General features: G+C 64.3%; 13 protein-coding genes. 10 read left to right on the top strand and 3 right to left on the bottom strand.

Features of this window, described 5'->3' with window-relative positions; translation table 11 throughout:
- Nucleotides 1–25 precede the first annotated feature (25 nt).
- The 5 genes from AC1RL5_RS09280 (at nucleotide 26) to AC1RL5_RS09260 (ending at nucleotide 5,441) form a co-directional block, all read left to right on the top strand.
- Nucleotides 26–1,318 carry an OprD family porin gene (locus tag AC1RL5_RS09280; protein ID WP_072451053.1) on the top strand — a complete coding sequence of 431 codons (1,293 nt, stop codon included), beginning with the start codon at nucleotides 26–28 and terminating at the stop codon, nucleotides 1,316–1,318.
- 79 nt (nucleotides 1,319–1,397) lie between these two features.
- Nucleotides 1,398–2,384: a Bug family tripartite tricarboxylate transporter substrate binding protein gene (locus AC1RL5_RS09275; protein WP_011059779.1), complete on the top strand. Its 987-nt coding sequence runs from the start codon at nucleotides 1,398–1,400 to the stop codon at nucleotides 2,382–2,384.
- A 58-nt stretch (nucleotides 2,385–2,442) separates the two neighbouring features.
- Nucleotides 2,443–2,901 carry a tripartite tricarboxylate transporter TctB family protein gene (locus tag AC1RL5_RS09270; protein WP_093404201.1) on the top strand — a complete coding sequence of 153 codons (459 nt, stop codon included), beginning with the start codon at nucleotides 2,443–2,445 and terminating at the stop codon, nucleotides 2,899–2,901.
- A gap of 1 nt (nucleotide 2,902) precedes the next feature.
- The gene (locus tag AC1RL5_RS09265; RefSeq protein ID WP_011059777.1) at nucleotides 2,903–4,417 is read left to right on the top strand and encodes a tripartite tricarboxylate transporter permease; all 1,515 of its coding nucleotides are present in this window, start codon (nucleotides 2,903–2,905) and stop codon (nucleotides 4,415–4,417) included.
- Entirely contained in the window at nucleotides 4,410–5,441 is a 1,032-nt protein-coding gene (locus tag AC1RL5_RS09260; protein ID WP_011059776.1) for an AbrB family transcriptional regulator, read from the top strand. The genes AC1RL5_RS09265 and AC1RL5_RS09260 overlap by 8 nt, the downstream gene beginning before the upstream one ends.
- A gap of 154 nt (nucleotides 5,442–5,595) precedes the next feature.
- Here the strand turns inward: AC1RL5_RS09260 and ung are convergent, their stop codons facing one another.
- On the bottom strand, nucleotides 5,596–6,288 hold the full coding sequence (gene ung, locus AC1RL5_RS09255; RefSeq protein WP_041120579.1) for a uracil-DNA glycosylase: 693 nt from the start codon (nucleotides 6,286–6,288) through the stop codon (nucleotides 5,596–5,598).
- Nucleotides 6,289–6,420: 132 nt separating this feature from the next.
- Here ung and dspII point away from each other — a divergent pair, with 132 nt between their 5' ends.
- A complete protein-coding gene (gene dspII, locus AC1RL5_RS09250; RefSeq protein WP_492589258.1) occupies nucleotides 6,421–7,533 on the top strand; it encodes an enoyl-CoA hydratase/isomerase DspII in 1,113 nt (370 codons plus the stop codon).
- A gap of 115 nt (nucleotides 7,534–7,648) precedes the next feature.
- On the opposite strand, the gene AC1RL5_RS09245 is transcribed toward dspII, so the two are convergent.
- Entirely contained in the window at nucleotides 7,649–8,044 is a 396-nt protein-coding gene (locus AC1RL5_RS09245) for a hypothetical protein (RefSeq protein ID WP_065364737.1), read from the bottom strand.
- A gap of 274 nt (nucleotides 8,045–8,318) precedes the next feature.
- Nucleotides 8,319–8,528: a hypothetical protein gene (locus tag AC1RL5_RS09240; RefSeq protein ID WP_492628923.1), complete on the bottom strand. Its 210-nt coding sequence runs from the start codon at nucleotides 8,526–8,528 to the stop codon at nucleotides 8,319–8,321.
- Between the two features lie 339 nt (nucleotides 8,529–8,867).
- Between AC1RL5_RS09240 and AC1RL5_RS09235 the strand changes: the two genes are divergently transcribed.
- From AC1RL5_RS09235 to AC1RL5_RS09220, 4 genes are all read left to right on the top strand, one after another.
- Nucleotides 8,868–10,355 carry a sensor domain-containing diguanylate cyclase gene (locus AC1RL5_RS09235; RefSeq protein ID WP_072451055.1) on the top strand — a complete coding sequence of 496 codons (1,488 nt, stop codon included), beginning with the start codon at nucleotides 8,868–8,870 and terminating at the stop codon, nucleotides 10,353–10,355.
- On the top strand, nucleotides 10,348–10,566 hold the full coding sequence (locus AC1RL5_RS09230; protein WP_072451056.1) for a cysteine-rich CWC family protein: 219 nt from the start codon (nucleotides 10,348–10,350) through the stop codon (nucleotides 10,564–10,566). Before AC1RL5_RS09235 ends, AC1RL5_RS09230 begins: the two co-directional genes overlap by 8 nt.
- A 29-nt stretch (nucleotides 10,567–10,595) precedes the next feature.
- Entirely contained in the window at nucleotides 10,596–11,288 is a 693-nt protein-coding gene (locus AC1RL5_RS09225) for a pseudouridine synthase (protein ID WP_077933484.1), read from the top strand.
- Nucleotides 11,289–11,613: 325 nt separating this feature from the next.
- Complete coding sequence (locus AC1RL5_RS09220) at nucleotides 11,614–12,498, top strand: alpha/beta fold hydrolase (RefSeq protein ID WP_015634505.1); 885 nt, start codon at nucleotides 11,614–11,616, stop codon at nucleotides 12,496–12,498.
- Nucleotides 12,499–12,573: the final 75 nt, after the last annotated feature.

Below are 12,573 nucleotides of genomic sequence, written 5' to 3'. Positions count from 1 at the left end.
AAGAACAATAACGGAGTACTCCAGGATGCCATCCACGCACCCTCAGGCTGTCCAGCCCGCGCGTTTTTCCCGTCTGACCCCGACTGCTCTTGCCAGCGCCGCCACCCTTGCCGGTTTCGCGCCCTTGAGCCAGGCCGCCTTTATCGAAGACAGCAGCGCCACCTTCGAAACCCGCAACATGTACTTCAACCGCGACTTTCGCGACGGCACCAGCGCCCAGCAGTCCAAGCGCGACGAATGGGCCCAGGGGTTCATGCTCAACCTGCAGTCGGGCTACACCGAAGGTACCGTGGGCTTCGGCCTGGACGCCCTGGGCATGCTCGGGGTCAAGCTCGACTCCAGCCCCGACCGCACCGGCACCGGCCTGCTGCCGACCCACGATGACGGGCGCGCGGCCAACGAGTACTCCAAGCTCGGCCTGACCGGCAAGGTGAAGATTTCCGCCACCGAACTGAAAATCGGCAGCCTGATTCCGGAACTGCCGATCCTCAAGCCCAACGACGGGCGCATCCTGCCGCAGACCTTCGAGGGCGGCTTGCTGACCTCCAGGGAGATCAAGAACCTGACCTTCACCGGCGGTCGCCTGGACAAGGCCAAGGACCGCGATGACAGCAACTACGAGGATATCCGCCTCAACAACAAGAACAGCCGCTTCGTCGGCACCGTGGCCGGCAAGCACTTCAATTTCGGCGGCCTGGACTACAAGTTCACCGACAAGATCACCGGCAGCTACCACTTCGCCCAACTGGACGATGTCTACAACCAGCACTTTCTCGGCCTGGTAACCTCCCAGCCCATGGGCCCGGGCACCTTCGGCACCGACCTGCGCCTGGCCATCAGCGACGACCAGGGCCAGGCCCGCGGCGGCAAGATCGACAACAAATCCCTCAACGGCCTGGTGAGCTACGCCCTCAACGGGCATAAACTCAGCGCCGGCTACCAGCACATGTCCGGCGACAGCGCTTTCCCCTACGTCGATGGCAGCGACCCATACCTGGTGAACTTCGTGCAGATCAACGACTTCGCCGGGGCCGAGGAACGCTCCTGGCAAGCCCGTTACGACTTCGACTTCGCCAAGCTGGGAGTGCCCGGCCTGAGCTTCATGACCCGCTACCTCAGCGGCGACAACATTGCCCTGAAGAACGGCGACACCGGCAAAGAGTGGGAACGTAACACCGAGGTCAAATACGTAGTGCAAAGCGGCACCTTCAAGGACGTCGCCGTGCGCCTGCGCAACGCCACCTACCGTTCCAACTATTCGGCACGCGATGCGGATGAAGTGCGCCTGCTGGTGAGCTACAGCGTAGCGCTGTGGTAAGCCCCCCCTATCACGCTCCTACGAAAAACGGGTCGGGGATGACCCGGACATACCTACAACAACTCCTGTGGAGACGCTCATGGACCTTTCACTGCGCAAACTCGCCCTCGCCGCCGGCTGCATGTTGTTCGCCGGCCAGTTGCTGGCAGCCTCCGCCGAGCCCAAGCGCCCGGAATGCATCGCCCCGGCCTCACCTGGCGGCGGTTTCGACCTGACCTGCAAGCTGGCGCAAAGCGCCCTGGTCAACGAGAAACTCCTCTCCAAGCCGATGCGCGTGACCTACATGCCCGGCGGTGTCGGGGCCGTGGCCTATAACGCGGTGGTGGCCCAGCGTCCGGCCGATGCCGGGACCCTGGTGGCCTGGTCCAGTGGTTCGCTGCTGAACCTGGCCCAGGGCAAGTTCGGCCGCTTCGATGAAAGCGCGGTGCGCTGGCTGGCGGCGGTGGGCACCAGCTACGGCGCCATCGCGGTGAAAAGCGATTCGCCCTACAAGAACCTCGACGATCTGGTCCAGGCCCTGAAGAAAGACCCGAGCAAAGTGGTGATCGGCTCCGGTGGCACCGTCGGCAGCCAGGACTGGATGCAGACCGCGCTGATCGCCAAGGCCGCCGGGATCAACCCGCGGGACCTGCGCTATGTCGCCCTGGAAGGCGGCGGCGAGATCGCCACTGCCCTGCTGGGCGGGCATATCCAGGTTGGCAGTACCGACATCTCCGACTCCATGCCGCATATCCTGGCCGGCGACATGCGCCTGCTGGCGGTGTTCTCCGAGCAGCGCCTGGACGAGCCGGAAATGAAAGACATCCCCACCGCCAAGGAGCAGGGCTACGACATCGTCTGGCCGGTGGTACGCGGCTTCTACCTCGGGCCTAAGGTCAGCGATGCGGAGTACGCCTGGTGGAAAGAGGCCTTCGACAAGCTGCTGGCCTCCGAAGAGTTCGCCAAGCTGCGCGACCAGCGCGAGCTGTTCCCCTTCGCCATGACCGGCCCCGAACTGGATACCTACGTGAAGAAGCAGGTAGCCGACTACAAGACCCTGGCCAAAGAGTTCGGCCTGATCCAGTGACCGTCCCTTTCTGACGGCCCGGCCCTCGCGCATCGGGGGCCGGGCCCGGGAGTTAGCCATGCTCGTTCAACGTCTCTTCGCCGCGGTGTTGCTGCTGGCCTGTGCCGGCCTGGCACTGATGGCCTGGCCCTACCAGGCGGCCTTTTCCTACGAACCGGTGGGCCCGCGGGCCTTCCCCCTGCTGATGCTCGGGCTGATGGGCCTGGCCCTGCTGTACATGCTGTTTCGCCCGGCACCGATCAAGCACAGCGAAGAAGAACCGCCCCTGGACCGGCAGACCCTGACCAAGATCGCCCTCTGCGTGGCCTTGCTGCTGGTCTTCGCCGGGGCCTTCGAGCCCTTGGGCTTCATCGTCGCCAGCATTCTCATCGGCGTGCCCATGGCCCGCCTGTACGGCGGCCGCTGGCTGCCCAGCCTGGTGATCATCTGCCTGCTCAGTGTCGGCCTCTACTGGCTGTTCGACCGGATCATGGACGTCCCCCTGCCCCTCGGCCTGCTCGACGTTCTGGAGAATTGATATGGATACCCTCAGCTATCTGGGCCAGGGCTTCGGCGTTGCACTGACCCCCTACAACCTGGTCACCGCTTTGTCCGGCACCCTGATCGGCACCGTGGTCGGGCTGCTGCCGGGCCTGGGCCCGATCAACGGCGTGGCGCTGCTGATCCCCATCGCCTTCGCCCTGGGCCTGCCGCCGGAATCGGCGCTGATCCTCTTGGCGGCGGTGTACCTGGGCTGCGAATACGGTGGCCGAATCAGCTCGATCCTGCTGAACATTCCCGGCGAAGCCTCCACCGTGATGACCACCCTCGACGGTTACCCCATGGCACGCAAGGGCCTGGCGGGCGTAGCCCTGTCGTTGTCGGCCTGGAGTTCGTTCATCGGTGCCTTCATCGCCACCTGCGGCATGGTGCTGTTCGCCCCGCTGCTGGCCAAGTGGGCGATCGCCTTCGGCCCGGCGGAGTACTTCGTGCTGATGGTGTTCGCCATCGTCTGCCTGGGCGGCATGGCCGGCGACCGACCACTGAAGACCTTCATTGCCGCCTTGATCGGCCTGTTCCTGTCGGCCGTGGGCATCGACGCCAACAGCGGCGTGTACCGCTTCACCGGGGACAACATCCACCTCACCGACGGTATCCAGTTCGTGGTGCTGGTGCTGGGCCTGTTCTCCATCAGCGAGATTCTCCTGCTGCTGGAAAAGACCCATCGCGGCCAGGAAGCGGTGAAGGCCACCGGGCGCATGATGTTCAATTTCAAGGAAGCGGCCTCGGTGTTCGTGGTGAACATCCGCTGCGGCCTGCTGGGCTTCATCATGGGCGTGCTGCCCGGAGCCGGCGCGACCCTGGCCAGCGCCGTGGCCTACATGACCGAGAAACGCATCGCCGGTGCCAGCGGCACCTTTGGCCAGGGCGACAAGCGCGGCCTGGCAGCCCCGGAAACCGCCATCGGCGCCTCGGCCTGTGGCGCCCTGGTACCAATGCTGACCCTCGGCGTGCCCGGTTCCGGCACCACCGCGGTGATGATCGGCGCCCTGTCGCTGTACAACATCACCCCCGGCCCGCTGCTGTTCCAGCAACAGCCGGATATCGTCTGGGGCCTGATCGCCTCGCTGTTCATCGCCAACATCATGCTGGTGATCCTCAACATTCCGATGATCCGCATCTTCACCCGCATCCTTGCGGTGCCGAACTGGGCCCTGGTGCCGGTGATCGCCATCATTACCGGGATCGGCGTCTATGCGGTACACGCCACCACCTTCGACCTGTTCCTGATGGTGGGCATCGGCATCTTCGGCTACATCCTGCGCAAGCTGGACTTCCCGCTGTCGCCAGTGCTGCTGGGCTTCATCCTCGGTGGCCTGATGGAGCAGAACCTGCGCCGGGCGCTGTCGATTTCCAACGGCGCCATGGAGATCCTCTGGTCGAGCCCGATCACCGTCGGGGTCTGGGTGCTGACCGTGATCATGCTGCTGATGCCGCTGCTGCGTATCTGGCGCAAGCGCGCGGCCCAGCAACGTGCCGTGGCCGATGTCTGAATCCACTTGGAAACAGTGGTGGGGCACGCCCCTGGTGGGCCTGGTTGGCGGCTACCTCGCCAGCCAGATCGGCTGGCCGCTGCCGTGGATGGTCGGCTCGTTGCTGGCGATCATCCTGGTGCGCTGCCTGACGCCCTGGCAACTGGCGGAAATCCCCGGCGGGCGCAAATGCGGGCAATGGGTGGTGGGCATCGGCATCGGCCTGCACTTCACCCCGCAGGTGATGGAGCAGGTGCTGAGCCATTTCGGCCTGATCTTCTTCGGTGCCCTGGTCACCAGCCTGTCCAGCGTGGTCGGGGTCTGGCTCTTGCGGCGCACCGGCGAGGACCGGGCCACCGCGTTCTTCTCCAGCATGCCCGGCGGCTCTGGGGAGATGGTCAACCTCGGCGCGCGCAACGGCGCTGTGCTCAGCCGGGTAGCGGCCGGGCAGAGCCTGCGGGTACTGACGGTGGTGCTCTGTGTGCCGGCGGCGTTCAAGTACCTGCTGGGGGAAGGCACGCCCGCCCTACATGCCGCTACGGTGGACTGGCGCTGGCTGGCCCTGCTGTTTCCGGCCGGTGCCCTGCTGGCCTGGCTCTGGCAGCGCCTGCGCCAGCCCAACCCCTGGCTGTTCGGCCCCCTGCTGCTCAGCGCGACACTGAGCATCGCCTGGGACCTGCACATCGGCCTGCCCGACGGCGCCAGCCAGATGGGCCAGTGGCTGATTGGCAGCGGCCTGGGCTGCCACTTCAACCGCCAGTTCTTTCGCCGGGCCCCTTCGTTCATGGGCCGCACCCTGATCGGCACCGCCCTGACCATGCTGATCGCCGGCCTCGCAGCCCTGGGCCTGAGCGCCCTGACCCGCCTGGACCTGCGCTCGCTGACCCTGGGCATGATGCCCGGCGGCATTGCGGAAATGAGCCTGACGGCCGAGGTCCTGCAACTGTCGGTGCCATTGGTAACGGCGATGCAGGTCATGAGGTTGCTGTTCGTGCTGTTTCTCGCCGAGCCCCTGTTCCGCCACTGGAACAAAGGCCCCCTGTAGCCGCAGGCTGCGACAAGGTCCGCAGGACCTTCAGTGGCCGAACCACCGCCGCGTCCCCACGGGCCGTTCGCAGCCTGCGGCAGCGGCTACAGATATGCCTTGGTTCAAGTCGCGAGCGGGGTGGCCGCCAAGCAGCCTCCCCATCGAGCACTGGTTACAACGGCGGCAGGCGCCACTCGATCGGCGTCTCGCCGTTCTGCTCGAGGTATTTGTTGGTGCGGCTGAAGTGCCCGCAACCAAGAAAGCCGCGATAGGCCGACAAGGGCGAAGGGTGCACCGAGGTCAGCACCAGGTGCTTGGTGGCGTCGATCAGCTTCTGCTTGCTCTGGGCATGGGCGCCCCACAGCAGGAACACCAGGTGCGGCTGATGCTCGCTGACCACTTCGATGATCCGGTCGGTGAAGAACTGCCAGCCCTTGCCCGCATGGGAAGCGGCGTTCGCCCGTTCCACGGTCATGGTGGTGTTGAGCATCAGCACGCCCTGGTCGGCCCAGCTCTGCAGGTAGCCATGGTTGGGGATGTCGATGTTCAGGTCGCGCTTGAGCTCTTTATAGATATTCACCAGCGACGGTGGCGCGGGCACCCCCGGCTGCACCGAGAAGCACAACCCATGGGCCTGACCCGGCCCGTGGTAGGGGTCCTGGCCGAGGATCACCACCTTGACCTTGTCCAGCGGCGTGGAGTTCAAGGCGTTGAAGATCATCGGTCCCGGCGGGTAGATTTCCTTGCCGGCGGCATGTTCCTGGCGCAGGAACTCCCGCAGTTCGCTCATGTAGGGCTGGTCGAATTCGGCACGCAGGGCCTCCTTCCAGCTCGGTTCGAGTTTGATACGATCGTCAGCAGTCATGGCCATGCCCGTGAAAAAACAATGGCCGCACCCTAGGAAAGCCCACTTCGCTTGTCAATTGATCTGACACAGAACCGGCACTTTCCCTTACAGCGATCATACTGACCGCTTAAATTTCCCATCGAGGTCACGATGAACCTGCACGTCGAAGAACTCACCGGCACCGATGGTGCACGCATCGCCATTGCCACCCTGGACGCGGAAAAATCCCTGAACGCCCTGTCCCTGCCCATAATCCAACAGTTGAGCGAACACCTCGACACCTGGGCCAAGGACCCGCAGGTAGTGTGCGTGCTGTTGCGGGGCAACGGCGCCAAGGCTTTCTGCGCCGGCGGCGAAGTGCGCAGCCTGGCCCAGGCCTGCCTGGCCCATCCCGGCGAAGTGCCGCCGCTGGCCGGGCACTTCTTCGCCGCGGAATACCGCCTCGACTATCGCTTGCACACCTACCCCAAACCACTGATCTGCTGGGGCCACGGTTATGTCCTGGGTGGCGGCATGGGGCTGCTGCAAGGTGCTGGCATTCGTATCGTCACCCCCAGCAGCCGCCTGGCGATGCCGGAAATCAGCATTGGCCTGTACCCGGACGTGGGCGCCAGTTGGTTCCTGTCGCGCATGCCCGGCAAGCTCGGGCTGTTCCTGGGCCTTACCGGCGCCTATATGAACGGCCGCGACGCTCTGGACCTGAACCTTGCCGACCGTTTCCTGCTCGATGAGCAACAGGAAGCGCTGATCGAGGGCCTGCTGCAACTGAACTGGCAGGAACAGACCCCAAGGCAGCTCAACAGCCTGCTCAAGGCCCTGCAGCAGGAAGCCCAGGAGCAAATGCCCGACGCTCAGTGGCTGCCGCGCCGGCAACAGATCGACAGCTGGCTGGATGTCAGTGACGTAGCCTGTGCCTGGCGGGCGATCAGCCAATTGCGCAACCACAGCGATGCCCTCTACAGCCGTGCGGCCAAGACCCTAGTCGAAGGCTGCCCGCTGACTGCACACCTGGTGTGGGAACAGATCCGCCGCGCCCGTTACCTGTCCCTGGCCGAGGTGTTCCAGATGGAGTACACCCTGAGCCTGAACTGCTGCCGGCATCCGGAATTTGCCGAAGGCGTGCGCGCGCGGCTGATCGACAAGGATCATCAGCCGCACTGGCACTGGGCGGATATCAGCAGCGTGCCCGAGGCCGTGGTGGAGGCGCATTTCCACAAGGCCTGGGAAGGTCGCCATCCCCTGGCGGACCTGACGGATTACTAAATCGTCACAGGCTGCGCACTGCCCGAAAGGACGCGGCGACAGTGGACTCGCCGAAGGTCCTGCGGACCTTGTCGCAGCCTGCGGCAGCGGCTACAGGGCTCAGCCCAGTACCGGCTCAATGACCGCGGCCACCGTGGCCATGGTCGCCGCGCCCGTGATCGCCGCGCCCGCCATTGTCACGCCCGCCGTGGCCGCCCCAGTCCTGGTTGCTCCAGTTGTTCGGCCGGCCATGCCCACCCCAACCCTGGTTCGGATAAGGCCGGTATACCGCGCGCGGTGGCTGGTAGTAACGCGGGGCCGGTTGGTAATAGCGCGGCGCGGGCTGGTAGTAGCGCGGTGGGTAGTAACTGCGCCCCGTGGAATAGTAGGAAGACCCGCCACCGTAGTAATAGGCCGGCGCGGGAGCGCTGTAGACCTCCGAGCTGTAGTAGCCGGAGCCTCCACCGTAATAAGGGGCACACGCAGCAAGGCTCGAACCCAGTAAGGCAATCAGTAGAAGTCGACGATACATGGCGGCCTCCTGGACCGCGAAGAAGCCTCGCCAGCGACGCTGGCAGGCGGCAATCAGCAACAGGCTGACTGACGCAATATCTGACCGCGAAAAGCGCTTGTGGTGCGATTTGCGCAACACTTTGAAACAAGTGCTGCTGACGTCCTTTCCCGCGGTTTTCCACGCCCACGAAAAAGCGCTGCCTCAGGCAAAGGCAGCGCTGTGGGCAACGACTCTCGGCCCTTGGCCTCTTGTCATCCGAGGCGGTGGCCTGTTGTACGGGCCTTGGTGCCGGCTAGTGGTGCCAGCGTCGGTAGCCGCCGTAGTAGTGCGGCCCGTAGCCCCCGTGATAGTAGGGCCGGTAATAGTAGTGAGGCCTGTAGTCGCCTCCATAGTAGGGGTAGCCATCGTAGTAATAGGGGCCTGGAACCGCATACACGTCAGTGCGGTAGTAGCCCGGCTCGACGTAATAGGGCACACAGGCGGACAGACTCAAACCAAGCACAACACCGAGCAAGATTCGACGGAACATGGCGGCCTCCCGGACCGCGTGCAAGCCGTACCAGCGACGCTGGACGACGCCAATCGAAACGGCATGACTGGCATTGCATAGGACCGCAAAAAGCCGTTGCGGTGCGCCGCGTAGCAGTGCCCCGATGACTTCACCGACCAGTGGCGGGGCCCGCTTGGCGGCCCTGCAGGCCCCAACTGCGACGAGCCTCTGGCGGGCCTTCCAGCGCCTGGCAAACGTATCGAAGTCGAGACAATTCAGGCGCGTGATGAACGAGTTATTTGCGCGCCGTGCCACTAGAATGCGTCATCGGGCCACTATCACGGAATCACCATGCCGCGCCGCTCTCCCCTGTATTCCCAGCGCTCGCTGGTTCTGGTCCTGATCGCCCTGCTGGGCAGCGGTTTTCTCGCCACCTCGCTGCTCAGCTACTACGCCTCGCGGGATTCGATCCGCGACAGCATCGTCAATACCGAACTGCCCCTGACCTCCGATACCGTGTACTCGGAAATCCAGAAGGACCTGGTGCGGCCGGTGCTGATCTCCTCGATGATGGCCCGCGATACCTTCATGCGCGACTGGGTGGTGGCCGGCGAGCGCGACCCGAGCCAGATGACCCGCTACCTCAACGAGGTCATGACCCATTACGACGCCTACACCGCGTTCTTCGTCTCCAACACCAGCCTCACCTACTACCAGGCCAAGGGCGTGCTGAAGAAGGTCAAGGCCGATGAGCCCCGGGACGCCTGGTACTTTCGCGTACGCGACATGAGCACGCCCTACGAGATCAACGTCGACCCGGACCTGGCCAACCAGGACAAGCTGACCTTCTTCATCAACTACAAGGTCTACGACTACCAGGACCGCTTCATCGGTGCCGCCGGGGTAGGCCTGACCGTGGATGCGGTGATCAAGCTGATCGACAAGTACCAGCAGCGTTACCAGCGCAGCGTGTACTTCGTCGACGCCTTCGGCCGCATCGTCCTCACCGGTGCCGACGGAGGCCCCCAGGGCGCCCGCAGCGGCCAGTCGCTGCATGAACTGGACAGCCTCAAGGAGCTGCTGAGCCAATTGCCCAAGCCCCACAGCGGCAGCTATGAATACAATTCCCAGGGCCAGGGGCACTTTCTCAATGTGCGCTTCATTCCCGAGCTGAACTGGTACCTGTTCGTCGACAAACGCGAAGACGGCGCCCTCAACAGCATCCGCCAGTCGCTGTACCTGAACCTGCTGATCTGCCTGGTGATCACCACCATCGTGCTGGTCCTGCTCAGCGCCGTGGTGCGCCGCTATCAGCGCAAGATCGAAGCCCAGGCCACCCTCGACAGCCTTACCCGTCTGCCCAACCGCCGCGGGTTCGACCTGCTGGCGGCCCAGGCACTGCAAGAGGCCTGGCGCGACCTGACGCCGCTGTGCGCCGTGCTGCTGGACCTGGACCACTTCAAGCGCCTCAACGACACCTACGGCCACCTGGCCGGGGACCAGGTGCTCAGTGGCTTCGCCCGGGACCTGGAGGGCTGCCTGCGCCAGTCCGACATCGTCTGCCGCTGGGGCGGCGAAGAGTTCATCGTCCTGCTCAAGGACACCGACAGCAGCGTGGCCCTGGGCATCGCCGAGAAGATCCGCCTGCTCACCGAACAGCAGCGCTATCACTATGAAGGGCAGCCGCTGCAACTGACCGTCAGCATCGGCTTGACCAGCCTGCAAGCCCAGGACACCCTGCACAGCCTGCTGTCCCGTGCCGACCACGCGATGTACCGTGCCAAGCACACCGGACGCAATCGAACCTGCGTGGAAATGCCTCACTCCAGCCATGAATGAACCTGAACTCTGCCCCGCCTGCGGTGCCCGCAACGACTGCACCCTGGCCGACCCGCGCCGCGCCGGCCAGGCCTGCTGGTGCTACAGCGTGGACATCGACCCGGCGATCATCGAGGCCCTGGCGCCGGAGCTGCGCAACCAGTCCTGCCTGTGCCCGCGCTGTGCCGGGGTCGACGCGCAGCTGCGCGCCGCTACCCTGCCCCGTCCCTGAGCCCCTCCAGCCGATAGCCACCGATTACCATGCGCATTGACCGTTTTCTCAGCAACCTGCCCCGTTTCAACCGCCAGCAAGTGCGCGTGCTGCTGGTGCAACGACGCATTCGCATCGATGGGCAGCCGGTCAGCGACCCCAAGGCCGAGGTCCGCGAGTTCAGCCGGGTGGAGCTGGACGACGAAGTGCTGCAGGCCGGCAAGCCGGCGCGCTACTTCATGCTGCACAAGCCCATGGGCTGCGTCAGCGCCACCCGCGACCCCGAGCACAAGACCGTGCTCGAACTGATCCATGAGCCGGACCCGCAGGATCTGCATATCGCCGGGCGCCTGGACTACAACACCACGGGGCTGATGCTGATCACCAACGATGGCAACTGGTCGCGGCGCCTGACCCAGCCCCAGACCAAACTGCCCAAGCTCTATTACGTGGAAACCGAGCAGGAGATCGGCCCCGAATACGTCGAGACTTTCGCCCGTGGCCTGTATTTCGCCTTCGAGGACCTGACCACCCAGCCCGCTCAACTGCAGATCCTCGGCCCCCGCAGCGCCCGGCTGAGCATCGTCGAAGGGCGCTATCACCAGGTCAAGCGCATGTTCGGCCACTTCAACAACAAGGTGCTGCGCCTGCACCGCGAACGCATGGGCCCGCTGCTGCTGGACGAACGCCTGGCCCCTGGTGAATACCGTGCTCTGAGCGACGCCGAAATACGCCTGATCTGAGCGTTGCGCCGCGCCACACGACCGCTGGGCAGAAGCTGTCGAACAATTTGCCCAATGACCTTGCAGGTTCCCGGTTGCCCTGCTTGAATCTGTCCGTCGGCCGTATTGTGACCGATGAGTCACAACCACACATCTAAGAAACCCTTTGCCGGCCTGAGCCCTGCCTGCTCTGCCTTCCCCCCGGCAAATCGCCCGCCTATAACAACACCCGTCGACCTGCCTTACCGGATCGACATGGGCTCCGATTCCAGGCGTATGCCTACCTGTCACATTGCCCGTGCACACTCACGTTGCGCGCATACCCGCTTGCCAGGAGTCTTATGACATGAGGCCAGAAATCGCTGTGCTGGATATACAGGGTCAGTATCGGGTTTACACGGAGTTCTATCGCGCAGATGCCGCAGACAAGACCATCATTCTGGTCAACGGCTCACTGGCCACCACTGCGTCCTTTGCCCAGACCGTGAAGAACCTCCACCCGCAGTTCAATGTGGTGCTCTACGACCAGCCCTACGCGGGTCGCTCCAAGGCCCACAACAGGCACGAACGGATGCTCACCAAGGAAGTCGAGGGGCAGATCCTGCTGGAGTTGATCGAGCACTTCGCCGCCGAACATGTGCTGTCGTTTTCCTGGGGCGGCGCCGCCGCCCTGCAAGCGCTCTCCCAGCGCCCGCGACGCATCGAGAAGGCGGTGATCAGCTCGTTCTCGCCGGTGATCAACGAACCGATGCGCGACTACCTGGAACGCGGTGTCGACTACCTCGGCAGCCGCGATGGCCATCGCGTCGGCGACCTGGTCAACAACACCATCGGCAAGCACCTGCCGTCGCTGTTCAAGCGTTTCAACTATCGCCACGTCAGCAGCCTGGCGGAACATGAGTACGGGCAGATGCACTTCCACATCAGCCATGTGCTCCATGGTGATCGCCAGTGCTACCTCAGGGCTGCACGCAACATCCAGGTCCCGGTGCTGTTCATCAACGGCGAATGGGACGAGTACACCTCGGCCAACGATGCCCGGCTGTTCGCCAACCATGTGCAGCAGTCGAGCTTCAGCACCATCCAGGCCACCGGGCACTTTCTGGACATGGAGCACAAGGCCGCCTGCCGCGACACCCGCCAGGCCCTGATGGGGTTCCTCAAACCGGGCCAGTACGACAACCGTTCGCGTGCCCCGCATGTCCAGGAGCAGCATGTACGAGCCCTCTGAAAAGCCCTCCTCGCAGGCCGCCTGCATACCGTGACAACCCCGGTTTTCACGGTAGGGGGCGGGCTGGCGATGAAG

The sequence above is a fragment of the Pseudomonas sp. GW822-FHT06D10 genome, assembly GCF_058799535.1.
The sequence above is the reverse complement of the archived record's forward strand: the minus strand, read 5'-3'. Positions and strand labels throughout refer to the sequence as shown.

What these genes read in the sequence shown, in the direction of transcription:
- AC1RL5_RS09230 (WP_072451056.1), top strand. Translation starts at nt 10,348, where the DNA reads ATGAATGAACCTGAACTCTGCCCCGCCTGCGGTGCCCGCAACGACTGC.
- AC1RL5_RS09275 (WP_011059779.1), top strand. Translation starts at nt 1,398, where the DNA reads ATGGACCTTTCACTGCGCAAACTCGCCCTCGCCGCCGGCTGCATGTTG.
- AC1RL5_RS09245 (WP_065364737.1), bottom strand. Translation starts at nt 8,044, where the DNA reads ATGTATCGTCGACTTCTACTGATTGCCTTACTGGGTTCGAGCCTTGCT.
- AC1RL5_RS09225 (WP_077933484.1), top strand. Translation starts at nt 10,596, where the DNA reads ATGCGCATTGACCGTTTTCTCAGCAACCTGCCCCGTTTCAACCGCCAG.
- AC1RL5_RS09260 (WP_011059776.1), top strand. Translation starts at nt 4,410, where the DNA reads ATGTCTGAATCCACTTGGAAACAGTGGTGGGGCACGCCCCTGGTGGGC.
- AC1RL5_RS09220 (WP_015634505.1), top strand. Translation starts at nt 11,614, where the DNA reads ATGAGGCCAGAAATCGCTGTGCTGGATATACAGGGTCAGTATCGGGTT.
- dspII (WP_492589258.1), top strand. Translation starts at nt 6,421, where the DNA reads ATGAACCTGCACGTCGAAGAACTCACCGGCACCGATGGTGCACGCATC.
- AC1RL5_RS09280 (WP_072451053.1), top strand. Translation starts at nt 26, where the DNA reads ATGCCATCCACGCACCCTCAGGCTGTCCAGCCCGCGCGTTTTTCCCGT.
- ung (WP_041120579.1), bottom strand. Translation starts at nt 6,288, where the DNA reads ATGACTGCTGACGATCGTATCAAACTCGAACCGAGCTGGAAGGAGGCC.
- AC1RL5_RS09270 (WP_093404201.1), top strand. Translation starts at nt 2,443, where the DNA reads ATGCTCGTTCAACGTCTCTTCGCCGCGGTGTTGCTGCTGGCCTGTGCC.
- AC1RL5_RS09265 (WP_011059777.1), top strand. Translation starts at nt 2,903, where the DNA reads ATGGATACCCTCAGCTATCTGGGCCAGGGCTTCGGCGTTGCACTGACC.
- AC1RL5_RS09235 (WP_072451055.1), top strand. Translation starts at nt 8,868, where the DNA reads ATGCCGCGCCGCTCTCCCCTGTATTCCCAGCGCTCGCTGGTTCTGGTC.